This is a genomic window from Micromonospora sp. NPDC049801, assembly GCF_040656575.1.
Lineage (GTDB): Bacteria > Actinomycetota > Actinomycetes > Mycobacteriales > Micromonosporaceae > Micromonospora.
In genome coordinates, this window is the sequence record NZ_JBFAMS010000005.1 from 346377 (window position 1) to 368496 (window position 22120).

General features: G+C 68.3%; 21 protein-coding genes and 1 tRNA gene. 7 read left to right on the forward strand and 15 right to left on the reverse strand.

Annotation, left to right across the window (positions count from 1 at the left end; translation table 11 throughout):
* Positions 1-59 precede the first annotated feature (59 nt).
* From AB0I89_RS12140 to AB0I89_RS12175, 8 genes are all read right to left on the reverse strand, one after another.
* A complete protein-coding gene (locus AB0I89_RS12140; RefSeq protein ID WP_357124287.1) occupies positions 60-1328 on the reverse strand; it encodes an ATP-grasp domain-containing protein in 1269 nt (422 codons plus the stop codon).
* An 8-nt stretch (positions 1329-1336) separates the two neighbouring features.
* The gene (locus AB0I89_RS12145) at positions 1337-3250 is read right to left on the reverse strand and encodes a hypothetical protein (protein ID WP_357124290.1); all 1914 of its coding nucleotides are present in this window, start codon (positions 3248-3250) and stop codon (positions 1337-1339) included.
* The gene (locus tag AB0I89_RS12150; RefSeq protein ID WP_357124294.1) at positions 3247-4542 is read right to left on the reverse strand and encodes an MFS transporter; all 1296 of its coding nucleotides are present in this window, start codon (positions 4540-4542) and stop codon (positions 3247-3249) included. The genes AB0I89_RS12145 and AB0I89_RS12150 overlap by 4 nt, the downstream gene beginning before the upstream one ends.
* Positions 4539-5753 (reverse strand): cytochrome P450, encoded by a 1215-nt coding sequence (locus AB0I89_RS12155; protein ID WP_357124297.1) that lies wholly within the window; start codon positions 5751-5753, stop codon positions 4539-4541. The genes AB0I89_RS12150 and AB0I89_RS12155 overlap by 4 nt, the downstream gene beginning before the upstream one ends.
* Entirely contained in the window at positions 5750-7477 is a 1728-nt protein-coding gene (locus AB0I89_RS12160; RefSeq protein ID WP_357124300.1) for a non-ribosomal peptide synthetase, read from the reverse strand. Before AB0I89_RS12160 ends, AB0I89_RS12155 begins: the two co-directional genes overlap by 4 nt.
* A gap of 284 nt (positions 7478-7761) precedes the next feature.
* Positions 7762-8982: an ATP-grasp domain-containing protein gene (locus tag AB0I89_RS12165; protein ID WP_357124303.1), complete on the reverse strand. Its 1221-nt coding sequence runs from the start codon at positions 8980-8982 to the stop codon at positions 7762-7764.
* Between the two features lie 137 nt (positions 8983-9119).
* Entirely contained in the window at positions 9120-10139 is a 1020-nt protein-coding gene (locus AB0I89_RS12170) for an asparagine synthetase A (RefSeq protein WP_357124306.1), read from the reverse strand.
* Between the two features lie 494 nt (positions 10140-10633).
* The gene (locus AB0I89_RS12175; protein WP_357124309.1) at positions 10634-11614 is read right to left on the reverse strand and encodes a TauD/TfdA family dioxygenase; all 981 of its coding nucleotides are present in this window, start codon (positions 11612-11614) and stop codon (positions 10634-10636) included.
* A 1085-nt stretch (positions 11615-12699) separates the two neighbouring features.
* Between AB0I89_RS12175 and AB0I89_RS12180 the strand changes: the two genes are divergently transcribed.
* A complete protein-coding gene (locus tag AB0I89_RS12180; protein ID WP_357124312.1) occupies positions 12700-13320 on the forward strand; it encodes a TetR/AcrR family transcriptional regulator in 621 nt (206 codons plus the stop codon).
* Complete coding sequence (locus AB0I89_RS12185; protein WP_357124315.1) at positions 13317-13742, forward strand: DUF6069 family protein; 426 nt, start codon at positions 13317-13319, stop codon at positions 13740-13742. Before AB0I89_RS12180 ends, AB0I89_RS12185 begins: the two co-directional genes overlap by 4 nt.
* A gap of 48 nt (positions 13743-13790) precedes the next feature.
* On the opposite strand, the gene AB0I89_RS12190 is transcribed toward AB0I89_RS12185, so the two are convergent.
* The gene (locus tag AB0I89_RS12190; RefSeq protein ID WP_357124682.1) at positions 13791-14177 is read right to left on the reverse strand and encodes a MerR family transcriptional regulator; all 387 of its coding nucleotides are present in this window, start codon (positions 14175-14177) and stop codon (positions 13791-13793) included.
* A gap of 68 nt (positions 14178-14245) precedes the next feature.
* Positions 14246-15745, reverse strand: coding sequence for a SulP family inorganic anion transporter (locus tag AB0I89_RS12195; protein WP_357124318.1), 1500 nt, complete (start codon positions 15743-15745; stop codon positions 14246-14248).
* Between the two features lie 527 nt (positions 15746-16272).
* Here AB0I89_RS12195 and AB0I89_RS12200 point away from each other — a divergent pair.
* From AB0I89_RS12200 to AB0I89_RS12210, 3 genes are all read left to right on the forward strand, one after another.
* On the forward strand, positions 16273-16419 hold the full coding sequence (locus tag AB0I89_RS12200) for a transposase (RefSeq protein ID WP_357124321.1): 147 nt from the start codon (positions 16273-16275) through the stop codon (positions 16417-16419).
* A complete protein-coding gene (locus AB0I89_RS12205; protein WP_357124324.1) occupies positions 16397-17020 on the forward strand; it encodes a transposase in 624 nt (207 codons plus the stop codon). Before AB0I89_RS12200 ends, AB0I89_RS12205 begins: the two co-directional genes overlap by 23 nt.
* A gap of 58 nt (positions 17021-17078) precedes the next feature.
* Positions 17079-17151, forward strand: a tRNA-Arg gene (locus AB0I89_RS12210).
* 108 nt (positions 17152-17259) lie between these two features.
* Here AB0I89_RS12210 and AB0I89_RS12215 read toward each other — a convergent pair.
* From AB0I89_RS12215 to AB0I89_RS12230, 4 genes are all read right to left on the reverse strand, one after another.
* The gene (locus tag AB0I89_RS12215; protein WP_357124327.1) at positions 17260-17403 is read right to left on the reverse strand and encodes a hypothetical protein; all 144 of its coding nucleotides are present in this window, start codon (positions 17401-17403) and stop codon (positions 17260-17262) included.
* A 102-nt stretch (positions 17404-17505) separates the two neighbouring features.
* Positions 17506-18273, reverse strand: a complete 768-nt coding sequence (locus AB0I89_RS12220; RefSeq protein WP_357124330.1) for a hypothetical protein — start codon at positions 18271-18273, stop codon at positions 17506-17508.
* A 55-nt stretch (positions 18274-18328) separates the two neighbouring features.
* Positions 18329-18928, reverse strand: coding sequence for an ATP-dependent Clp protease proteolytic subunit (locus AB0I89_RS12225; protein WP_357124333.1), 600 nt, complete (start codon positions 18926-18928; stop codon positions 18329-18331).
* Between the two features lie 135 nt (positions 18929-19063).
* A complete protein-coding gene (locus AB0I89_RS12230) occupies positions 19064-19651 on the reverse strand; it encodes a helix-turn-helix transcriptional regulator (RefSeq protein WP_357124336.1) in 588 nt (195 codons plus the stop codon).
* Positions 19652-19828: 177 nt separating this feature from the next.
* Here AB0I89_RS12230 and AB0I89_RS12235 point away from each other — a divergent pair, with 177 nt between their 5' ends.
* On the forward strand, positions 19829-20842 hold the full coding sequence (locus AB0I89_RS12235) for a potassium channel family protein (RefSeq protein ID WP_357124339.1): 1014 nt from the start codon (positions 19829-19831) through the stop codon (positions 20840-20842).
* 12 nt (positions 20843-20854) lie between these two features.
* Here the strand turns inward: AB0I89_RS12235 and AB0I89_RS12240 are convergent, their stop codons facing one another.
* A complete protein-coding gene (locus AB0I89_RS12240) occupies positions 20855-21337 on the reverse strand; it encodes a MarR family winged helix-turn-helix transcriptional regulator (protein ID WP_357124342.1) in 483 nt (160 codons plus the stop codon).
* A gap of 82 nt (positions 21338-21419) precedes the next feature.
* Between AB0I89_RS12240 and AB0I89_RS12245 the strand changes: the two genes are divergently transcribed.
* The gene (locus tag AB0I89_RS12245) at positions 21420-22064 is read left to right on the forward strand and encodes an NAD(P)H-dependent oxidoreductase (protein WP_357124345.1); all 645 of its coding nucleotides are present in this window, start codon (positions 21420-21422) and stop codon (positions 22062-22064) included.
* Positions 22065-22120 lie beyond the last annotated feature (56 nt).

Genomic DNA, 22120 nt, shown 5'->3' on the forward strand with positions numbered 1-22120 from the left:
ACACGTTGTTCGGGATCACCGTCACCTTGCTGGGCATTGGCGGAAAAATCGGCAGACGGTCATCCGGCGGCGGTGTGCTCCGGAAGCGGACTGACCGTGTAGACCAGGGCGTCGCGCACTGCGGCAGCGCGAGCCCGCAGGGTCGCCACGTCCGGTGCGGCCAGGAGAAAGTGAGCGAAGAAGTTCTCCTGGTCGATCGACTCGGCCCGGTAGGGGGAGAGGACGAGACCGTCGACGACGCCCGGCAGGCCCAGCAGGTCGGCCACCGCACTGTGGCACGTGACGATTCCTGCCTCGTCCGCCTGGATCGGAAGCGCGCCCCACAGCTGGGCCTCGACCGGATGAGGTTGTCGAGCGGGCTCCCTCGGCTTGCGCTCGTCGGGGTGGAAGAGCGCCATGTCGATCAGGGTGTCGATCGGGTTCAGCCCGGTGAGTTGCGTGACGGCGTGCAGGTTCACGCCGCCGCCCACGCGCGGGTTGATCTCGATCAGCTCCGCGACGCCGCCGGCGGCCCGGCCCTCGACGTGGAACCAGGCCTCGTCGACACCGATGGCCGCGCAGAGCTGCGACACCCGGTCGGCCAGGCGCCGGGCGGCCTCGTCGACCCCGTCGGACGTGGGCGGGGAGACGAGTAGCCCGGTGTCGTGAAAGCGCTGCCCGACGTGCGCGTCCTTCTCGAAGATGACCACCGGGGTGAACCGGGAACCGGTCACCGGACCGTCCATCGAGAACTCGGTGCCGGGGACGAACTCCTCAAGGATCATCTCGCAGTCCGCGCCGAAATCGTGGGCCGCTTCGAGCAGGAAGGCAGTCGCCTCCGCACGGTCGTGCAGCAGCCGTACGCTCCGGGACGCGCCGCTGCGTTGCGACGGTTTGCCGATTACCGGGAAGCCCGGCACGTCGTCGAGTGGGAACGACGCGGCCGGCCCGGCCGTGAACCGCAGGTCGGAGAGGCCGTGCTCACGCATCGCCGACCTGACCTTCGCCTTGCTGAGAAGTGTGGCCAGACCGGGCGAAGCCCCATGCACGCCGAAGTGCTCCACGAGGTGGATCTGCCACGGGATCAGGGCTTCGACGAGATTGATGAGGGCAACCGGCGCCGGGGCCAGGGCAGCCACCTTGGCGGCAAGCTGAGACTCCGAGTCGTGCGCCCAATCGACCAGGACGTGGCCGTCGCACAGTCCTCGGTTGAGGTCGTCGGGCTCGTTGGACACGAGTACGGGCGAGTACGCCCGCTCCCGGAGGGCGTGCACGATGTAGCGCACTCCGCCGGCGTTCAGCTCGGAAAGGATTAGGACCTGCGGTTGGACTTGGCGGGGGACACTCATCTTCGGTCTCACCGTTCCTCGGGAACGATCGCGAACGCTCGCCCGCCGAGGTGGACGGCGCCGGACGCGATCACGATTACGCGACAGAAATGCTGGTGATAGGGGAAGGCGTCGTTGTTGACGTGCATCTGCGCCGACAGCAGGACATCGTCGGTGCTCCCGGGCGTCACCCGTACCTCACCGGGGTCCGGAACGTCGACGCCCTGGAAGTACTGCCCGTGCAGGAACCAGCCCACGGTGAGTCGGTCGGTCCTCCAGCCGTCGGCGCCCGGACGCAGTCGAACCGTCCCGCGAACGTCCTCCCCGCGATGCCAGACCTCGGGTATGTCGATCAGCGGCACCTGTAGCTGAGGATCGGCGGGGGCGTCCCACACGTGGCTGCATCGATGGCAGAACGCGGCCGTGCGGGAGGTCCAGGGTCGGTCCGGGCTGGTGCCGACCAACTCCTCGACGGTGGCGTCGCAGTAGGGGCACGGCGTCCGCGACGCGTGGGTCCGGGTGGCCAACACGGGCTCCCAGATGCTGTCGAACCCGGAGTAGGTGGCCGATGTGTAGTCGATGAGTTCGGCGGCCGCCGCCATCTGTGCCCGGGCCAGAAGGTCCGGGTCGGGTACGGACCGGGCTTCCAACTCGGCCACGCAGGTTTCGAGGGCCGTCGAGTTCAGGCCGAGATCGAGCAGGCTCCGCAGCAGTTGTTGCGGGGTCGCTGCCGTGCCGGAACCGGATGCCGGGGCTGTCGCAGCGGGCGCGACGTCGGGCTCGGCCGAGCGTGCGGCGTCGGCCTCCCAACGCCTCAAGGTGGCCTCGTCGGCCGGTGCGACTCCACCGGCCACCAACCACGGGAACCCGAGCAGGGCGAAGTAGGGCAGTTCCGTCCCGGTCTCCCTCGCCCTGCCGTTGAGGGCTGCGACCACCTCACCCAGCGGGACTCCCGCGTCGCACAGACGGTGGAACGTCTCGGTGGCCCAGTCCGTCGTGTGGGAGGGGAACATGGGGCCGATGGCCGCCGCGGCGTAGCCGGAGCTGAGCGCGTTGGTCAGGAGGAACTGACGGGGCGCCCGGCCGCTGTGCGGGCGCCAGCTGAGGCAGGAGTTGGTGAAGACGACCTCGGCTCGGACCGATCTCGCCTCGATCACGTCGTCCAGGCTCACTCCGGGCAGGAAGCACGTGCCCTCGAACGCGCAGTGCGGAGCCCCACCACCCGTACCGAGCTCGAGCCACTGTCGGCGGGACTCGTGATCGCTGCCGCACAGGACGGTGTCGTTGAGCAGTACCGCGTGCTCCCGCCCGGACGACGTGATCGACAGGAAGGTCGCGCTGCCGGCGACGACTGCCTGGTGGACCGATTCGCGGGTGACCTGCGCCCCGCTGAGGACCAAGGCGCCGGCGCTCAGCAGCGGACCATTGGGGAAGGGGCTCAGGAACACGTGTTTCCGAGAGGCCGGTTCACGATGCCCCGACGCCAGGTTCTTCAGGATCAGCCAGGAAAGCTGGTCCAGGTCGCCCGCCGTCAGGAACCCGAGCCGGGGTACCCGCCCGCCCGGCCGGTCCCGGTACGCGTTGACCCGATCGACGACGGCGAGGGCGTCATCGACGGACACCTCGTCGGCGAGGGCGATGACGAGTACGTGGGCGGCCTGATCGTCGAGGACGAGATGCTCGCCGAGGCCGCCGGCCGGCAGCGCGATGACCGTTCCACCGAAGCGGGCCGCCAGCGCCTCGGCGACGCGGGCGACAGGCGAAGCTGAGACGCACACGACGCGAAGGTCGGCGACCGGTCGGGACCTGTCCGGCGTTCCCAGCGACGTGACGTCGACCGGTGCACTCCTGCTCCGCAGCACCGGGAACGAGTCGGGGTCCGCGAGCTCGCGCACGTACGTGTCGAGGTCGTGGTGTTGCGAGAGCATGCTGGTCTGTGTCATCGGGCGACCGGCCTTTCATGCTGCGGGGCGGCCGGGTCACTCACGTCGGGCCGTTCGCGGAGACGTCGCGAGGCTTCCTCTCCTCGGAACACCGGCACGGCACAGACGGTCGCGGCGAGCAGCGCCACCGCGACGGCGGATATGACCACGACGAGGAGCGGGCTCGTGGCGGCAGCCACCGGAACGGCCAGCAGCAGGCCGAGAGGCCGGCAACCGTACGAGACGAACCCGTCGAGCGCCGACACCCGCCCCAGCATCTTGCCGGGCACGCGCTGCTGGACGGTGGTGCCCCAGAGGGTGTTGAAGATCGCGAGAGCTACGCCGTAGACGAACATGCCGGCCAGGGTGATCGGCAGGGGGGCACCCGTCGCGAGCAGGATCAGGCCGGGCGCGACCCCGAGCGCGGTCGCCGTGTACGCGGCCAGCAGCGGGCGCTTCGGAACAAAGCGGGTGGAGGCGAATCCGCCGGCCAACATCCCGAGCGAGCTCGCGAGTAGCAGCGCGGACCAGCCGGCGACGCCGTCGTAGTGCTTGATCGCCAGTAGCGGGCCCAGCACCGGCAGCATGCCGAGTACGAGCATCTGGAACATTCCGGCGTTGGCGAGCCCGGCGGTCAGCCATGGCGTCCGTGCCACCTCTTTGACCCCGGTCACAAAGTCGGCGGCCCAGGAGCTGTCCGACTGGGCGACAGTTGCCGGGATCCCACGGATGCGAGTCAGGAGCAGGGCACTGGTGAGGAACGTCAGGGCATCGGCCAGCAACGCGACACCGGGCGAGGTCACGGACACCAGGAGGCCCGCCAGTGGGAACCCGAGGATGCCGACCGACGTGAAGGTCATGGACAGACCGGCGTTGGCGGTTTGCAGGTCGCGGCCGGTGGCGAGTCCGGCCAGGATCTTGCTCGTCGCCGGTATGTAGAGCGCCGCGGCTGCCCCGTTGACCGCGAACAACGCCACGAGCTGCCACGCCGAGGGGTTGCCGAAGACGATCAACATGCCGATCGAGGCCTGGGTTCCGAAGGCCACGAGATCCGCGGCGATCATGAGCGGCCGAGGCGGGAAGCGGTCGACCGCGACGCTGCCGAGCAGCAGCACCGCCACCTGGGCGATCGTGCGTGCGGCGAGGACGAGCCCGGTGAGGAATCCACTCTTGTCCAGCGCGAGCATCGCGAACGGAATTGCCACGAGGGCGAGGACATCGCCGAAGCCGCTGACGCCCTGGGAGGTCAGCAGGAGGCGGAACTCGCGCTTCAGCCCCGGACGGCTCGGGGTCTGCTCCATCTCGTCGGTCACTTGACCCGCACCGGGAGGGAGGTGAAGCCGCGGATGAAGTTGGACTGCAGTCGCACGGGCTCACCGTCCGGGATCAGTCGCACGTCCTTCAGCGCTGCGACCGCGTGAAGGAGCGTTTCGAGCTCGACCAGCGCCGGCGTCGCCCCTACGCAGCGGTGAATGCCGACGCCGAAGGCCAGGTGGTTCGTTGCCTTTCGGTCGAGGCGTAGTTCCAAGGGATTCTCGAATTCTGAAGGATCACGGTTGGCGGAGTAGATCCAGAGCAGCACGGTCTGCCCGGCCTTGATCGTCGTGCCGTGCATCGTCCTGTCACTGGTGGCCACCCGCTTGACGTAGGCGGCGACGGAGGTGAGCCGCAGCATCTCCGTGAGTGCGTTGGGCACCAGATCGGGGTTCTCGACCAGCGCGGTGTACGACCACGGCTCCTGCATCATGAGCAGCAACGACCCGGACGCCGTGTGGGCGGACGTCTCATTGCCACCGAAGACGAGATTGACGAGGTTGTAGATCACCTCGTCGCGGGTGAGCGTGCCGGTGCGTTCGGCGGCGAGGAAGTGGCTGAGGGCGTCGTCACGGGGCTGCGTGGCGTGTCGTTCCTCGAGAATTTCGTCGAGGAACCCGAGCAGCTCTATCTGTGCCACGGCCCGTCGGGTCTCCTCGGGCACGGAGAGGTCGGACAGCGTCTCGTCCCGGTAGCCGACCACGGCGTCGGTGAGGTCGACGACGTGATTGGCGGCGGACTCGTCGATGCCGAGCAGCGTCATCAGCGCGGCGACCGGAAGTTGACGCGAGATGGAACGCGCGAAGTCGCCACCGCCGTCGGCCAGGAGGATGCCGAGTTCGCGATCGAGCAGGGCCTGGAGCTGCTGGCGGATTCGCTGCGCCATCGCGGGGCCGAGAGCTCCGAGGAACACCCGGCGGAAGTTCCGATGCTCAGGCAGGTCGCTCGCGACGAGCATCTTGCTCCTGGCGGAGTCCTGGTCCGAGTGGAAGGAGCTGCCCATGATGGCCCCGCTCAGCGAGCTCAGCCAGTCATGGTCGCGGTAGCAGGCGGAGACGTCCGCGTAGCGGGAGAGGTTCCAGAAACCCTCTTCCGACCCACCGTCATTCCAGTAGACAGGCTGCTCTTTCCGCAGCTGCGCGAACATCGCTTCGGGGGCGTTGGTGCGAAAGAGATTTGCGTCGCGCAGGTCGGGAAAGGACTGCGTCATCGCGTGGCCCGCTCATCGATCAGTTCGGACAGCGCGGTGAGCGTCTTCTCCTGAAGTAGATCCTTGAAGCCGAGGTCGACCGAGAGCTCCGCTTTGATCATCTTGTTCAGGCGGAACAGCAGGATCGAGTTGCCGCCGAGCCGGAAGAAGTCGTCATCGAGACCCACGGGGGAGACCCGCAGGAGCGTGCTCCACATGGCCCCGACCCGCTTCTGCGTCTCGGTGACAGGGGGAGTGAAGGCCGACAGGCGTGCGCTCTCGGCGAGAGCGAGCATGCGCATCTCACTCACGTCGCGCTTGCCGTGGTCGGTGGAAGGGAGTCGATCCACGGTGACCAACGAGTGCGGAACCAGGTGCGCGGGGAGCCGCGACTCGGCGAACTCCCGCAGTTCGGCGACGCTCGCCCCCGAGCGCAGTACGACGATGGCGACCAGGGACGGCTCCACCGACTGCCGTTCCACGATCAGCACAGCGTCGTCGACGGACTCGTGATCGAGCAGAACACGCTCGATCTCGATCGGGTCCACCCGGTGCCCGCTGACCTTGACCATCCGATCGCGCCGGCCCACGAACTCGAGCCAGTCATCGTGCTGCACGAGGATGTCTCCGGAGCGGTACGTCGCCACCTCGGCGTCCCCGATCACGGCCGTCCCGAAGACGGCAGCGTTCTCAACCGGGCTGTCCTGGTAGCCCAGGCTCACGCCGGGCCCGGCGATGACGGCCTCGCCGGGCGTGCCGGGAGGCACGGGGCGACCCGCCTCGTCCACCAGTTCGATGGAGCAGCCGTCCAGGGTGCGACCCAGGGGGATGCTCGGCTCGTCCGCATCAGCCGGGCGGACGGCGTGGATCGTGCACGCGGTGGTGATCTCGGCGGGGCCGTACAGGTTGTACAACGCCCCAGCGAAGCCTCCGTCGTACAGCTTGCGCACCGCGGAGACGGCGAGCACGTCCCCACCGACACCCAGCACGCGCACTCCGCTGAACGCCCGGGGATCCGCCTCGATGATGTGGTTGAACGCCATCGTCGGCACCAGAAGAGCGGTGATCCTTCGCGAGGTCAGCTGCCGCTCGATGCCGGTGGCGAGCATCTGGGGAATGTGCGGCAGCGTAACCAGCGTCGCGCCGGTCGCCAGGGCACGCCAGATCTCGTAGTGAAAGGCGTCGAAAGACAGGCTGGAGATCTGGCCCATGCAGTCGTCGGTGCCCAGGTCGGGCAGCGCGTCGTTCAGGGCGAACCAGGTCAGGCCCGAATGCCCGAGCACGATGGCCTTGGGCTGACCTGTCGATCCGGAGGTGAAGACCAGGCCGGCCGCGTCCGACGGCGACGGCGGGGTGAGGTCGTCGACCGCCCCGGACGCCGCCGGAAGGTCGCCGGCATCGAGTACGAGAAGTTTCGCGTCGCCGTCGACGCGGTGGACGAACGAACTCGACACCATGACGAGGGCCACCCCGGCCCGGGAGAACATCTCCTTGCGACGTTGGTCGGGATCCCGTGGGTCTGCGCACACGTAGACGCCTCGGGCCTTGAGGACGGCGAGGAGTGCGACCGGAACGATGGCCGAACGCTCGAGAAGCAGACCGATACGATCGCCCGGCTCGGCGCCGGCCTCCACGAGGGCCAGCGCGAGGTCGGTCGAGAGCCGGTCGAGCTCGCGGTAGGTGAAATCCATCTGGTCGTCGCGGCACGCGCTGTGGTCGGGATAGGCAGCGGCGGTCGCGGACACGAGCTCGACAAGGGTCTGCGGTGACGGCGGTGGCGCTGTGTCAACGGCCGGGCGTGTCGATCTGTGGTCTACCACGGGCGCTCCCTCGTTTCGATCTCAGGAATGTCTGGTTGAAAGGCGATGTGATCGGTGCTGGTGGGCTGCCAGTCCGGGGGAATCCAGCCGGAGTCCCGCGGCGCCTCGGTCGCCTCGCCGAAATCCGTCAAGGTCGGATTGGCGTCGACCTGCAGCCTCTGAGATCTCCTTGGCGACGTCGGCCTCTTCTGGCTCTCGCTCCGGGCCGGTCATGCCGTCGCGATCCGGATCGTCGTGCGCGACGCCTGAAGAATCCGCAGTACGTCGTCGTGGGTTGCCGCAGCGCCGAGCAGGAGGACGGTCTCGCCAAAGGTCCCCATGCCGACCGACACGACATCTCCCGGATGTTTGAGCACCCGGATCGATTCGACTCCGGGGTGCCGCGCCATCTCCTCGATCCCCCGGATGCCGGCGATGGTCCCCTCCAACTCGGGATAGAGGGAGATGTGATAGCTGACGGAGTCGGAGCCGATCGATGCCAGTTCGTTCCGCGCCTCGTCGGAGCGGCCCAGCGCGATGGCATACCCGGCCCGGACGAGCGCTCCGGGACTGCGCTGACAGAGCAGGCTGTCGACGAGTCCGCCCAGCCGGCCGTTGACCTCGATGATGACGGGGCCATCGGGCGTGAGCTTGAGTTCGGTGTGGCAGAGACCGTTCTCCACACCGAGGGCTTCGATCGCCTTCGTCGCCTCGGCGTACGCGTCGGCCCTGACGGTGTCGGGGAGATTGTCGGGGAAGACCATGCCCGTCTCCCGGAACGGGGGCGTGATGGGGAACCGCCCGGAGACGCCCACGTGCGTCGGCGAGCCTTCGATCACGGCCGACTCGACGGAGATGTAGTCGCCCCACTCCGCTCCGGCGACCGTGGTGTCACCCTGGAGGATCGATTCCAGGATGAAGGACTCACCGGGCAGCCCCTGGGCGGCCAGACTGTCGAGGAGCGGACGCAGTGAGCCCGGGTCCGCGACCCGATAGGTGTGCCGGCTGCCGTAGCCGGCCCTCGGCTTGATGATGGCCGGGAACCCGATGCTGTCGAGTCCTGGCGACGAGACGCCGTCGACCGGGACAAGAAAATCGGGACCACGCGCGCCCTTTGCGCGCAGGCGTGAGCGCTGCAGGAACTTGTCCCGCAGGAGCCGCGCGGCCGACGTCCCGACCGAAGGGAGCGACAGCGCCTCGGCCAGCTGGGCCGCCGGAGCGATGCCGGGGTCGGCGAACGACACGACGCCGTCCGGCTGGCCGATCACATCCAGCAGGGCGAGCGGGTCACCCGGGGTGAACTCGTGAACCAGAGCGATCTCGTGTAGCAGGTCGAGATGAGCCGCGACCTCGTCGGAGCCCTTCGGCACCGCGAACGACAGCTCCGCCGTACCCTCGGCGTTCGACAGGAGCTCGAGAGGCGATGCGGATCCGCCGTCGAAGACGACCACCAGATGAGGAAGCTTCACTGCGCCATCCACTCTGGAGTCCGTGCGCGTGCTCGATCGCCGGCCGACCCGGAACTGTTCAGCGTGGCCACGGCGGCACCTCGATTCATCCTCGATGGTGGTTGGTCGGCTGGGGACAGTCAGGGGAGGATGGCAACGCCGTTCTCACGGACGAATACCTGGAAGTCGCGGATGTCCGTCTGCTGGGTGACCCACATGAGCAGTCGTTCGACCCCGAGGCCGAAGCCGCTGGTCAGCATCGGCGCGGTGTCCTTCATCGCGACATACCACCCGTACTCGGTCTCAGGTACCTCGTGCAGGCGCAGCGCCGCCCGTACCGATTCGCCGTCGACGTGGCGCTCACCGGCACCGACGACTTCGCCGGGGCCGAAGAGCAGATCGCCGTTGAGCGCGTGTCCCTCGCCGTCGTTCGCCTGGTAGAACGGCACGGAGCGCTCGTCGAAATGGGTGATCCAGACGAACTCGCCACACAGTTCCATGAGCTTGCGCTCGCCGGCGCGGGTGAGCCCCCGGAAGCCAAGGTCCGGATCGGTTTTGACCAGTTCCGGGTCGCCGTCGAGCATGTCGATCGCCTGATCGAGGGTGAGACTGCGGAAAGGCGTTGGATCATCGAGACGGGCGAAGTGGTCCAGAGATCCGCTGGCCCTAGCGATATCCGGGCCGCACTCGCTGCGAAGGCGCAGGAGGATGTGCCGAATGTATTCCTCGACGAGAACCTGAGTGTCGGCGAGGGTTCCGGGAATCTCCGCCTCGCTGTGGAAGAACTGGCACAGGTGGGTCGAGTCGGAGGCCTCCCCCCGGAAGGACGGCATCATGTAATAGGCACCCGCCTCGCTGAGGCGGCAGAGGTATTCGAGCCCGAACTGCATGGAATCGGCGAGGTACGTACGCACATCGAACATCGACACCGACACGGGGGTCGAATCACTACCCAGGCCCATCGGTGACGAGATCGACCCGGTCGTGACCGGGAGGTGCCCGAAACGGACTCCGCGCGCACTCCAGAATTCAACCGTGGCTGAGGTGACGCAATCCTGGAGTTTGACGACGAGGCGGTACCATTCGCCTTGGAGCGCCTTTAGGTAATGGGTCTCCGAGTCCTCCCAGGTGCGGGGAGGGGTGATGTTTTCGTCGGTCATGTCAGATTCTCCCGGACTGCGGGCGCCGGAGCCCCTGCGGAAGCTGGGGCTTGCAGATTGCAAGCACCTTGGTCATATTCTCGAAGGTCACCAAAATCTCCATCCTTCGGTGGTTTCGGGAATTGCGGCGACGTCGTCGTCGCACTGGCCGGACTGTACGGTGGTACACCTCCTGCCAATCTTCGGCAGGAACGCTATGAAAACGTCTGGGCAGACGTAGGCGCCGGATCACCGGCCGCTGATAAGGCAGGCTCGGCCCCACCAGGTGGGTGGCACGTCCAATTCGCGCTGACCCGCCAAGGCGAGTTGGCCGATGCCACTTCCTGCGCGATCTTGTCGGCGACTTCGCGTGAGCGGCTCGACGGCCCTTGGATCAACCTGAGATGAGACCGGGCCCTTGCGTTGACGGGCCCGGCAGCCTCAGCCCGAGGGCGTCGGTGGGTGAAGCCATCCCCGGAGGGTGCGGCGACATTGGACAGCGCACCGACCGTGCGTCACTCCTGGTGCTTGATCCACAACCGCAGGAGATGGCGCCGCTCTTCGGGGTTGGGGCTGTCGACGAAGCCTGTCCGGCCGTGGAAGATCGACGTGTTGTCGAGGAGGAACAGGTCCCCTGCCTGAAGTCTCAGTTCCGTCGCGAGCCCGGCGTCCTCGATCACCTTGGGGAGGCCGCGGATCAGTTCCTGATCCCCCGCCGTCACGGACCCGGGGTGGAAGTCTCGCCCACGGTCGAGCGCCCCGATGCTGAAGCGAGCCACCAGTTTGCCGGAATAGCTTCTGAAGACGGAGTCTTCGACGAACGGGCCGTCTTTCAGGGCTGCCGTCGGCCGGCCGCCCCACCACCTCTTCTCGCACAGAATGCGGAGATAATCGGGGCGGTTAGCTGCCAGCCATTCGTAGACGGCGGGTGCGCTGGCAAGTACCGACCTGCCGCCGTCTGGCGCCTGCTTCATGCAGAGCAGCCCGAGGATGCCGATGTCCGGCCGACCGCCGGGCACCTCGCCTTCCTGCGCGCTGGCATTGTCCGTGTGCATGGGCTGCGCTTCGACAGAGAGGCTTGGCTCGGGTGCGGGCTCAGCGCCACTACGAACGGTGGCCAAGACTTTCGCGGTCATCGCTTGCGAGATCGTGCCAATGGCCCCGTCCCGGGCCGTCGGCTGTTCGAAAACCGGGCCCAACAATGGACTGACCGTTTTGATGACGCCCGCGTCGATGTCCTCGATTCCGGAAATCGGCCATCCTCGGAGAACGGCAAAACCACGTCCCGAGAGCACCCGTTCGTCTGCGACCCCGCGTAGGAAGCTTCCAACGCGCTGCAACTTGTCTTCCGGAACACGCGCCGCGTCGACGCCGTGAGCTTCGACCTCTTTCTGAATGTCGAGCAGATCATCGACAATTGCAGAGGGTACGGACACAAGCCAGTCGTCTTCTTCGATACTTTGCTGATCCCATACGCGCGATCGCGGATAGGTCACCCCGCTTAGCATTCAGGTCTCCTATGGCATCCTTGCCGCCGTGGCTGGCGGCGTCCATATCAACCGACCTGATCCCCCGTCGGCTGGCACCATCATAGACAGACGAGCCGCCGGACGAAAGAGGAACTTCGAAGTAAGGGGAGGCTTACCTTAGTAATTTCATGCCCGAAGCAGATTATATCCGGCGGTGACGCCAATATCAACGCCGGTCAACTTCGCCACATTTCCAGCCGAATGTTGACCCCCCTCGTGTCGTGGGTTCGAGTCGAAAATGAACGTCATTAAACCGGCTGATGATCGGGATGCCGTCGAACCGCGCTACCGCCGGCCGGTGGGTGCTGGACCCGGGGACGCGACACCGTGATCTTCGATGGTGTGCGCGGTGCGCTCTCCCGGTGGGTGCCAGCCCAGGCCAACCCATGCCAATGCGGGGTCGCGTGGCCGACCGCCGGTCGCAAACCGGGGTCCGTGTGCTCGCGCTGTGGTTCTGGGCTGGGAGAACGGTGGTCCCAGGAACGCGGGTGCACGTGGGCCACTCCCTGCCACCCCAGGTGAACCCCAAGGTCGCGAGACTGTCCCCTCGCGCCCTCGTAGCTCAGGGGATAGAGCACCGGCTTCCTAACCGGACGCTCCGCCCGTATCCAAAGGCCGACGACCTGCGGTTCTCCATTTTATATCTTCGCGTCCTGGTCGCACCGCGCTGTCGGTGTGATCGCTTGTTGAAGATCAGCAGGTGCGGCATCGTGCCTACTCGGGCGACGAGTCGAGACTGCCCGAGTGGGCCTTTGGTGCCGACCGCAGGCAGGTGCCAGGGGGCGGTGCGGCAGAGGTGTGTCTGATCGGATCTCTCAGTCATGAGGCTCGGCCTGAGTCCAAGGTGCGGTAGCGGACGTATGGACACCTCGCTCGGTCCCTGGCGCGCCGTCATCTGGCTCGCCAGTTGGGCGGGGGACTTCGTCGAGGCGGCTTGGCGGGCCTGAGCGGCCGATCCGGCGAGGAGGGTGCCAGTAGTCGGTGGCCTCGCGCTCGATCTCTTGCAATAACCCCGTTGACGGAGTGAGTACTCACTCCGTAGGTTGATTAGCATGACTGAGACGCCCAGCCGGCGCAGAGCGCCGGGGATGAGTGCGGAAGATCGACGCGAGATGATCGTGGCTGCGGCGCTGCCGCTGCTGGTCGAGCACGGCTCGGCGGTGACCACCCTGCAGATAGCGAAAGCGGCCGGGATCGGTGAGGCGACCGTCTTTCGGGCCTTCGCCGACAAAGACGAGCTGTTGGACGCGTGTGTGTCGGCTGCCCTGCGTAACAAACACGTTCTGGCCGAACTCGACGCGGTGCCGTTGGATCAGCCCTTGGCCGCCAGGTTGACCGAGGCGGCAGCGACCCTGCATGCCTACCTGGATCGGATGGGCGCGGTGATTGGGGCGCTGCAAACCAGTGGCCGCCGAGGAGGGCGGCGTGGGTCGGCTGGCAGCAGTGCGACTGGCGGTCGGGCAGCGGCGGCCGAGCGCACTCACCAAGCGGTGATCCGGCTGCTCGAACCCGACCGGGCCGCGCTGCGACTGCCGATCGAACAGCTCGCCGTCATTTTCCTCGGCATTCTCATGGCCCGTCGAGGAGGGCACGGCAGTGCGGAGATTCCGGTCGAGACGCTGGTTGACGTGTTCCTGCATGGCGTGGTCGGTCCGGCGTCGGCTGCCACATGAACCGCAGCCGCCGGATCTGGGGTGTTGCCGGGGCCGTTGGCGTGGCTGCCGCCCTCTGGACAGTCGCCGTCCCGCTGCTGGGGCACCGCCTCACCGTCACCGGTGGGCCACCCGGGCGGGAAAGGCTGGAGATCGGTCTCGCTCCCGTCGTGATCGTCGCTCTTGCCGCCGCCCTGGCCGGCTGGGCGCTGCTCGCACTCCTGGAGCGGGTGCTGCCCCGGTCCGCCCGGCTCGTCTGGACAATCACCGCGCTCGGGGTCCTGCTGGTGTCCTTCGCGCCGCTCGCGACTCCCGGTATGGACGTCGCGACCCGGGTCATCCTCGGTGCCCTGCACGTAGCGGTGGCGACCGTGCTGATTGCGGTCATGACACGTACCGCCGCCCACCCCGGCCTCAGCACGGTCGCCGACGCCGACCGATGACCCCGCACCGCGGGACCGCGGCTCAGGAGTGGTCGGCCGGGGCGGTGGTCAGCCCGCCGGGCCGCCGTGGTGGTCGAGTTTGCTGCAGAGGGTGTCAGCGAAGCCCTCGGCCATGGCGAGTTGGTCGCGCAGTGCGGTGACGCGGGTGGTGGCGGCGGTGTGGAACATGGCGAGCCGGTCGAGCAGTTCAGCGCGGTCGGTGCCGGTGGCGGTGTCGAGGGCGTCGAGGACGGCGAGCAGGTCGCGCATCTCGTCGAGGGTGAATCCGAGGGGTTTCATGCGTTTGACGACGGCGAGGCGGTCGAGGTCGGGTTCGGTGTAGAGGCGGAAGCCGCCCTCGCTGCGGGCGGAGGGGACGATCAGGCCGGCTTCTTCGTAGTGGCGGATCGTGCGGATGCTGAGTCCGACCCGTTCGGCGGCTTCGCCGATCTGCATGAGGCGGCCGGTGACCGCGCCGCAGGCGTGCTGCTCCGGCCCGGTGTCCCGGCTGGTGGCGGCGGCCATCAGTGGCCGACGCCGAGTTGCCCGGCGAGGGTGTCGTGGATGCGGGCGCTGGGCGGGTTGAGTTCGATGATCTCGACGGTTTTGCCCCGGCTGGCGTACTTGGTGGTGATGGCGTCGAGGGCGGCGACGGAGGAGGCGTCCCAGACGTGGGCGTGGGTCATGTCGATGACCACGTTCTTCGGGTCGTTCGCGTAGTCGAACTGCCCGACGAGGTCGTTGCTGGAGGCGAAGAAGAGCTCCCCGTGTACGGAGTAGATGCGGGTGCCGCCGTCAGGGTCGAGGACGCTGGTGACCTCGACCAGGTGGGCGACCCGCCGGGCGAAGATCACCATGGCGGTGAGTACGCCGGCGACGACGCCGATGGCCAGGTTGTGGGTGGCCAGGGTGGTGGCGACGGTGGCAAGCATGACGATCGTCTCGCCGTACGGCATCCGCTTGAGGGTGGCCGGGGCGACGGAGTGCCAGTCGAACGTGGACACCGCCACGATGATCATCACGGCGACCAGCGCGGCCATCGGGATCACCGCGACCACGCCGCCGAGCGCCACGACCAGGACCAGCAGGAACACACCCGCGAGGAACGTCGACAGCCGGGTGCGGGCGCCAGACGCCTTCACGTTGATCATCGTCTGGCCGATCATCGCGCAGCCGCCCATGCCGCCGAAGAACCCGGTGACGATGTTGGCGACACCCTGCCCCCAGGACTCGCGGGTTTTGCTGGAGGGCGTGTCGGTGATGTCGTCGACCAGCTTTGCGGTCATCAGCGACTCCATCAGCCCGACCAGCGCGATCCCCAGGGCGTAGGGGGCGATCAGGGTGAGGGTGTCCAGGGTCCACGGAATCTGCGGCAGGCCCATGGTGGGCAGGCTGTCCGGCAGGGCACCCTCGTCGCCGACGGTCGGCACCGCCACGCTGGCGAAGACGGTGACCACGGTCAGCACCACGATTGCGACCAGCGGCGCCGGAACCGCGCGGGTAAGCCGAGGAAGACCCACCATGATCGCCAGAGCGACGGCGACCAGCGGGTAGACCAGCCACGGCACGCCGAGCAGGTGCGGAACCTGGGCGGCGAAGATCAGGATTGCCAGGGCGTTGACGAAGCCGACCATGACGCTGCGCGGGATGAACCGCATCAGCTTCGCCACCCCGAGCACCGCCAGCAGGACCTGGATCGCGCCGCCGAGGATCACCGCCGCGATCAGGTAGTCCAGTCCGTGCTCCTTGGTCAGCGGCGCCACCACCAGGGCAATGGCCCCGGTCGCGGCGGAGATCATCGCCGGCCGGCCACCGCAGATCGCGATCGTGACGGCCATGGTGAACGAGGCGAACAGCCCCACCCGCGGGTCGACTCCCGCCAGGATCGAGAAGGAGATCGCTTCCGGGATCAACGCCAGGGCGACGACCAGGCCAGCCAGGACCTCGGTGCGGAACACCCTCGGCGACAGCCAGGACGGACGGGACAGACGCGGCCGGGAGACCGCGGACAGCACAGAAGACATACAGCCATTTCCACTCGGGGCGTCACGCGGACGCGCACAGGTCCAGCCCCACACCAACGGGGCGCGGCTACCACGACCAGCAACAGCGGTCCTGCCTGCTGAAGACCTCATCACTTGGACTCGGTCTGGGCTGCCGCAGCAGCCACCCGGCCACCACCGGGACGACCGGCACCGACCCTACTCTTCCGTCAGAGGAGAGTTGTCCGAACGTGGTGGTCGTCACGATGTCGCGTGAACCAGATGCCGCCCAGGCCTCGCACATCGTGTCCGGGGCGCTGGCCCGCGACAGGGGGAGGCTGGGGTCGCCGTGCCCGCGGGGCCGGGAGTGGGGATGGCTGCGTGTGTTTCGTCGAGATCGCTTGGCTCACGGTAGGAGATGCCACCCACCGCTTCGTCGTCTGCGAGATTCGGTAGACCACTGATGGAGACCCGCGACGTGCGTTCGCCTCGTGAGAAGGTGCCGGCAAACCCGACCCCACAGACGACGGCCCGACAGAGAGAACTCATCAACGAAGGGGAGCGCGAGGGTGGCAAGGCTGTGGATCGGCGTGGACATCGGCAAAACCCACCACCACGTCGCCACCGTCGATGGCGACGGCCGGCTGGTCTACTCCCGCCGGGTCGCCAACGACGAGACCCCTCCTCACCGTCATGGCCGAGGTGTCGACGTATAGCCGGCCGGTGTGCTGGGCGGTGGATGTCACCACCGGCCTGTCGGCGCTGCTGCTGACCCTGCTGTGGTGGCGCCAGGTGCAGGTCCGCTACGTCTCCGGCACCGTCGCGTTCCGCATGGCCGCCGCGTTCGCCGGCGAGAACAAGACCGACGCCCGCGACGCGGTCGTCATCGCCCAGACCATCCGCATGCGCCCCGACATCCCCGTCCTGGAACCGTCTGACCGGCTCCTGGCCGAGCTGACCGTGCTGACCGGCTACCGCTCAGACCTCGTGGATGGCCGCGTTCAACGCCGCCAGAGAACGCCCCATATTCCGCGCCTACTACGAGAAGAAACGCGCCGAAGGAAAGAACCACCGGCAAGCCATACTCGCCCTCGCCCGACGCCGCGTCGACGTCCTCTGGGCGCTCATCCGCGACGGCAAGACCTTCACCCGACCGGGATCAGCGATCCGCACCGCAGCCTGAACCAGCACGTTATCCACCGACGCGGCCCATCGCGCCGGCCGCTCCACCCTGCCCACCAAGATCATCCGAAGTCACATGGAGACTCGATCTGTGGCCCTGGGCTGGGAGAACGGCGGTCCGGGGAACGTGGCTGAACGCGGGCCACTCCCTGCCACCCCAGGTGAACTCAAGGTCGCTAGACTAGGCGCTCGCGCCCCCGTAGCTCAGGGGATAGAGCATCGGTTTCCTAAACCGTGTGTCGCAGGTTCGAATCCTGCCGGGGGCACCCAGGGTCTGTTTCAAGAGCTGGCTGGTCTGCGGCGGGCCCGGACTGCGGTTCGCCCCGCGGACTCCGCCTCGGTTCGACCGCTGTCAGGAAACTGACCTTCGACGGTCACCAGCGGTAGGACACGTTCACGGGCAGCCGGGTGTGTGGGACCCGCTTCATGTCTGCCTGGGCCTTGGGGTGGTCGTGGTCGATCAGGTAGGTGACTGCGGCGATGGCGGTGAACACCGAGGCGATGATGGTGACTGTCACAAAGCCCCTCGCGGTGGTCGTCGCCGTGCGGACCGAACCGTGCCGCGAGAGGTCGAGGTGCCCTCCGGGCCGTCCCGGAGGGCACCTCGTCATCCACAGAGGTCAGAGGAACTTGTACATCTCGGCGGAGGCGGCCTCGGTGTCGGCGGCCGGCGGAGCGGCCACGGTGACCTTCTCGCCGAAGCCGCTCATCTTCATGTCGGTGACGAGGTCACCGAGACTCTTCGTGGCGATCGTGTAGGACAGGGCGGTGAGCCGGCCGTCGGCGTCGACGGTCGCCTCGAAGGGGATCGCCTGGGGCTCCTTCGCCAGCTTGGCGGTCGACTCGAGGCCCTCGCGCATGCCGCCGTCGGTGCTGGCGGTCGCGGCGGCCTTGTTGAGGTCGGCGGTGCCGCTGTAGTGGCCGGGGCTGACCTCCTGGGCGACCACGACGCCGCCGATGAGGCCGGTCTGTGCCTTCAGGTCGAACGACTGGCGCAGCGAGCTGGTCGGCCGGAGCTTGTTCAGATCGATTTTCATCCAGGGCTTCTCGCCGTCGAGCGAGTCCGACTTGATGTAGGCGACGTCGCCGATCAGCCGGGCCTCGATCGGCTCCGGCGCGGTGCCGGTGATGTGGATCGCCTTGGCGGCGGGGTCGACCTTGCCCTTGAGGCTGACCGACTGGCCGCCGGCCTTGACCGAGGCGTCCATGGTGACCGTGCCGGCGACGCTGCGTTCCATGGCCTGCCGGACGGCGGCGGCCGGTTCGAGCTTGGGCGTGGTGGGAGCCGAGGACGGTCCGGACCCTCCGGTGTCACCGGAGGTGGTGTCGCAGCCGGCCACGAGGGCGGCGGCGAGGGCAATCGAGAGGACAGGGATCAGTCGACGCATAGACGTGACCCTAACCAAGAAGGTCCACTCCGGGGGGCCCGGCCAACACGGTGGGTCAATCCGCCGGCAGTTGTTCGGCGTGGGTGAGCACCCGGTCGACGAGGCCGTACTCCCGGGCCTGCTCGGCGGTGAACCAACGGTCCCGGTCCCAGTCGCGCTGGATCTCGTCGAGGGTGCGTCCACTGTGCTGGGCGATCAACTCCTGCATGGTGCGCTTGACGTGCAGCATGTTCTCCGCCTGGATGGTGATGTCCGAGGCGGTGCCGCCCATCCCGCCGGACGGCTGGTGCATCATGACCCGTGAGTGCGGCAGCGCGTACCGCTTGCCGGCCGCTCCGGCGCAGAGCAGAAACTGTCCCATCGAGCCGGCGAGGCCGAGCGCCAGCGTGGCGACGTCGTTGCGGACGTAGCGCATCGTGTCGTAGACCGCCATCCCTGCGGTCACCGAGCCGCCCGGCGAGTTGATGTAGAGGTAGATGTCGCGGTCGGCGTCCTCGGCCGCGAGCAGCAGGATCTGCGCGCAGATCTGGTTGGCCGACTCGTCGGTCACCTCGGTGCCGAGGAAGATGATCCGCTCCCGTAGCAGCCGCTCGAACACCTGGTCACCGAAGGTCGGCTGACCGCTGTCCAGCATCCGCACGTCGTACCCGATCATGTGTCGCCGCCTTCCGCGCTGCCGGCGGGCGGCGGAACCGCCTGGGGAACCGGCTCCTCCAGCGTGCGCGCGGCGGCGGTCGCGGCCCAGGGATTCTGCCGCCGGCAGATCGGCCCAGGGCAGAACCCAGCCGGCCTACACCCGGGTCAACCGCCGCCGGCCCGTCCGGGCCCGGCGGCAGGCCAGCATCTTGGAGGTACGCGGACCGGGGCGCCCGGCCGGTGCGGAGGCGATCAGTCGAACTCGCAGCCCCGCCCCTCCGACAGTCGACCCGACGGGCGAGGCTGGACCGCCGACGTGCAGGATCGGCCCGCCCAGCCGCAGCACCGGCCCGGCCGGCTGCCGTGCGGGGGCCGGAGCGGCGGCCACGGGTGGCGTCGCCCCACCGGGCTGAAAGCCGATTCGGAATGCGCGGCCGGTCTCGTTGCGTGGCGCGGGCACCTGTTCCAGCCGGGCCAGAGCGGCCCGGGGTGCGGCGGGGATGCGACGCTCGACTCGGCGCAGATCGTCGCGGGCCGCCTCGAGCAGGTCGGAGAGTTGGATGCCGAGGGCTCGGCAGATCGCCGCCAGGATCTCCGACGAGGCCTCCTTCCGCCCGCGTTCGACCTCCGAGAGGTAGGGCACGGAGACCCCGGCCGCCTCGGCCACCTCGCGCAGGGTGCGGCCCTGGCCCTGGCGTAGCCGGCGCAGCACCCCGCCGATCACTCGTCGTAGCAACGACATGCGGACCTCACTCTCGCGGTCGTCGTCGGGGACACCTCCCATCATCATGCCGGTTGCCGACGGTCGGGGCCGACCCGTGCATGTCGCGCCGACCGTCGTCGTAGCCCGGGCGTGCGAAGCGCCGCGTACCCGCTATGTTGTGGGCGTGCAGGCGACGGCGGCGGGGCAGGTTCGACGGTGATCCATTTTCCCGCGCAGCGCCGGGGCCCGCTGAGCGCGCTGAGCCTGCGGCTCGCGGCCGCCCTGGGGCTGGTCTTCGCCGTGGTGGCGGCGGTCTACCTGGACCGGGACGGCTACCGCGACGTCAACGAGGACGGCCTCACCCTGCTCGACTGCTTCTACTACGCGGTCGTCTCGCTCTCCACTACCGGCTACGGGGACATCACCCCGGCCGCGCCGTCGGCCCGGCTGGTCAACGTCCTGTTCATCACGCCGGCCCGGGTGCTCTTCCTGATCATCCTGGTCGGCACCACCCTGGAAGTCCTGACCGAGCAGTACCGGACCGGCCGTCGCCTGTCGCGGTGGAGGAGAGTCGTGAAGGACCACGTCATCATCTGCGGCTACGGCACCAAGGGGCGCAGCGCGGTCAACGCTCTGTTGGAGAACGGCCTGGACCGGTCGCGGATCGTGGTGGTGGAGCGCAACGGCGTCGCACTGCGGCAGGCCACGTCGGCCGGGTTGGTGGCGATCGAGGGGTCGGCGACCCGGTCGTCGGTGCTGAACGAGGCGCACGTCAAGAACGCGAAGGCAGTGATCATCGCGACCGACAGCGACGACGCGTCGGTGCTGGTGGCGCTGACCGTCCGGCAGCTCACGGCCGGGCAGGTCCGGATCATCGCGGCGGCGCGGGAGGCGGAGAACGCCCCGCTGCTCAAGCAGAGCGGCGCGCACCACGTGATCGTCTCCTCGGCGACCGCGGGCCGCCTGCTCGGTCTCTCGACCTCGGCGCCGCCGCTGATCGACGTCGTGGAGGATCTGCTGACTCCGGGGCAGGGGATGGCGTTGGCGATGCGCTCGGCGGAGCGGGACGAGGTGGGCCGTTCGCCGCGTGAGCTGGACTCACTGGTGATCGCCCTGGTGCGACGGGGCAAGGTGGTCACCCTGGCCGACAAGGCCGGCGCGGTGATCGAGACCGGCGACATGCTTGTGCACGTCCGCGACGACCGCCCGCAGTCCGCGGCCTCGGTCTGACATTTCCGGGCGTCAGCAGGCGTCCGGTTCGCCGACGCTCAAGGCTTCGGTGCAGGTGATCGGTGTCGTGGTGACCGCCCGCCGCAGCAACGAGTAGAGCGTCTCCCGCTCGGCCGGCTCCAGCGCGCCCAACACCTCGTCCTCGACACCCGCGAGGGCGCACTCTGCCTCTTTGAGGCGTTTCATCCCATCTTCGGTCAGTTCGACGACGTGTCGCCGGCGGTCCTGGGGTGAGCGTCGCCGCTCGACGAGATCCTTCGCTTCGAGGTCGTTGAGCAGCCCAACGATGTTGGTGCTGTCCATTTCCAGGGTGCCCGCGAGCGACTGCTGGCTGATGCCGCCACCCGCCCGCAACACCGTGAGCGCGACCAGGTGCCGCGGTCGCAGGCCCAGTGGCGCGAGCACCGACTCGGCCCGCAGGCGCATCCGCCGCGCCAGGTGGTCCAGCAGGGCGCCCGAGCGGTGCTCCGAGGGCTCCAGCGGCAGGGCGGACATGTGACCCAGTCTACCGACGCCACGGAACATCTGCCTGCTATAAATAGTTGGTGCAACACAGACGATCCTTGGAGGAGGAATCATGAACCTGCTGCATATCGATTCGAGCATCCGGGGCGACTGGTCGGTCAGCCGGCAGCTCACGGCCCGAGCCGCCACGGCCTGGCGCGCGGCGCACCCCGACGGCACCGTGACCTACCGCGACCTGGGCGCAGAGCCGCTGCCGCACCTGGACTCCGACGGCGGGCTGGCGCGAATGACGCCGCCGGACCAGCACACCCCCGCCCAGCGCGCGTCGTGGGAGCTCAGCCAGCGCCTCGTCGACGAGGTGAAGCAGGCCGACGTGGTCCTGCTCGGGCTGCCGCTCTACAACTACGGCGCGCCCAGCAGCGTCAAGTCCTGGGTCGACCACCTGATCGTCGCCGGCCTCACGTACGACCCGGACACGCAGGAGGGCCTGCTCAGCGGTCGCGAGTTCGTGGTGGTGGCCACGCGCGGCGGCGGCTACGGCGAGGGCACCCCGCGGCACGGCTGGGACCATGCGGAGCAGTGGCTCCCGCACGGTCTGTCGATGACCGGCCTGGAGCCGCGCTTCATCAGCACGGAACTGACCCTGGCGCCCACGGTGCCGGCGATGGCCGAGCTGATCCCCCTGCACGAGGCCAGCCGCACCGCGGCCGAGAAGGAGATCGACAACCTGTGGACGCCGGCCTCGGCCCAGCGCTGAGACGGCACCCGGCACAACGAGAGCGGCCGCCCCGGATCGGGGCGGCCGCTCTCGTT

Bases quoted from the DNA above. Each gene is read 5' to 3' on its own strand.
- AB0I89_RS12140 (WP_357124287.1), bottom strand. From the start codon at position 1,328: ATGAGTGTCCCCCGCCAAGTCCAACCGCAGGTCCTAATCCTTTCCGAG.
- AB0I89_RS12145 (WP_357124290.1), bottom strand. From the start codon at position 3,250: ATGACACAGACCAGCATGCTCTCGCAACACCACGACCTCGACACGTAC.
- AB0I89_RS12155 (WP_357124297.1), bottom strand. From the start codon at position 5,753: ATGACGCAGTCCTTTCCCGACCTGCGCGACGCAAATCTCTTTCGCACC.
- AB0I89_RS12170 (WP_357124306.1), bottom strand. From the start codon at position 10,139: ATGACCGACGAAAACATCACCCCTCCCCGCACCTGGGAGGACTCGGAG.
- AB0I89_RS12180 (WP_357124312.1), top strand. From the start codon at position 12,700: ATGACTGAGACGCCCAGCCGGCGCAGAGCGCCGGGGATGAGTGCGGAA.
- AB0I89_RS12185 (WP_357124315.1), top strand. From the start codon at position 13,317: ATGAACCGCAGCCGCCGGATCTGGGGTGTTGCCGGGGCCGTTGGCGTG.
- AB0I89_RS12190 (WP_357124682.1), bottom strand. From the start codon at position 14,177: ATGCAGATCGGCGAAGCCGCCGAACGGGTCGGACTCAGCATCCGCACG.
- AB0I89_RS12195 (WP_357124318.1), bottom strand. From the start codon at position 15,745: ATGTCTTCTGTGCTGTCCGCGGTCTCCCGGCCGCGTCTGTCCCGTCCG.
- AB0I89_RS12205 (WP_357124324.1), top strand. From the start codon at position 16,397: ATGGCCGAGGTGTCGACGTATAGCCGGCCGGTGTGCTGGGCGGTGGAT.
- AB0I89_RS12220 (WP_357124330.1), bottom strand. From the start codon at position 18,273: ATGCGTCGACTGATCCCTGTCCTCTCGATTGCCCTCGCCGCCGCCCTC.
- AB0I89_RS12225 (WP_357124333.1), bottom strand. From the start codon at position 18,928: ATGATCGGGTACGACGTGCGGATGCTGGACAGCGGTCAGCCGACCTTC.
- AB0I89_RS12230 (WP_357124336.1), bottom strand. From the start codon at position 19,651: ATGTCGTTGCTACGACGAGTGATCGGCGGGGTGCTGCGCCGGCTACGC.
- AB0I89_RS12240 (WP_357124342.1), bottom strand. From the start codon at position 21,337: ATGTCCGCCCTGCCGCTGGAGCCCTCGGAGCACCGCTCGGGCGCCCTG.
- AB0I89_RS12245 (WP_357124345.1), top strand. From the start codon at position 21,420: ATGAACCTGCTGCATATCGATTCGAGCATCCGGGGCGACTGGTCGGTC.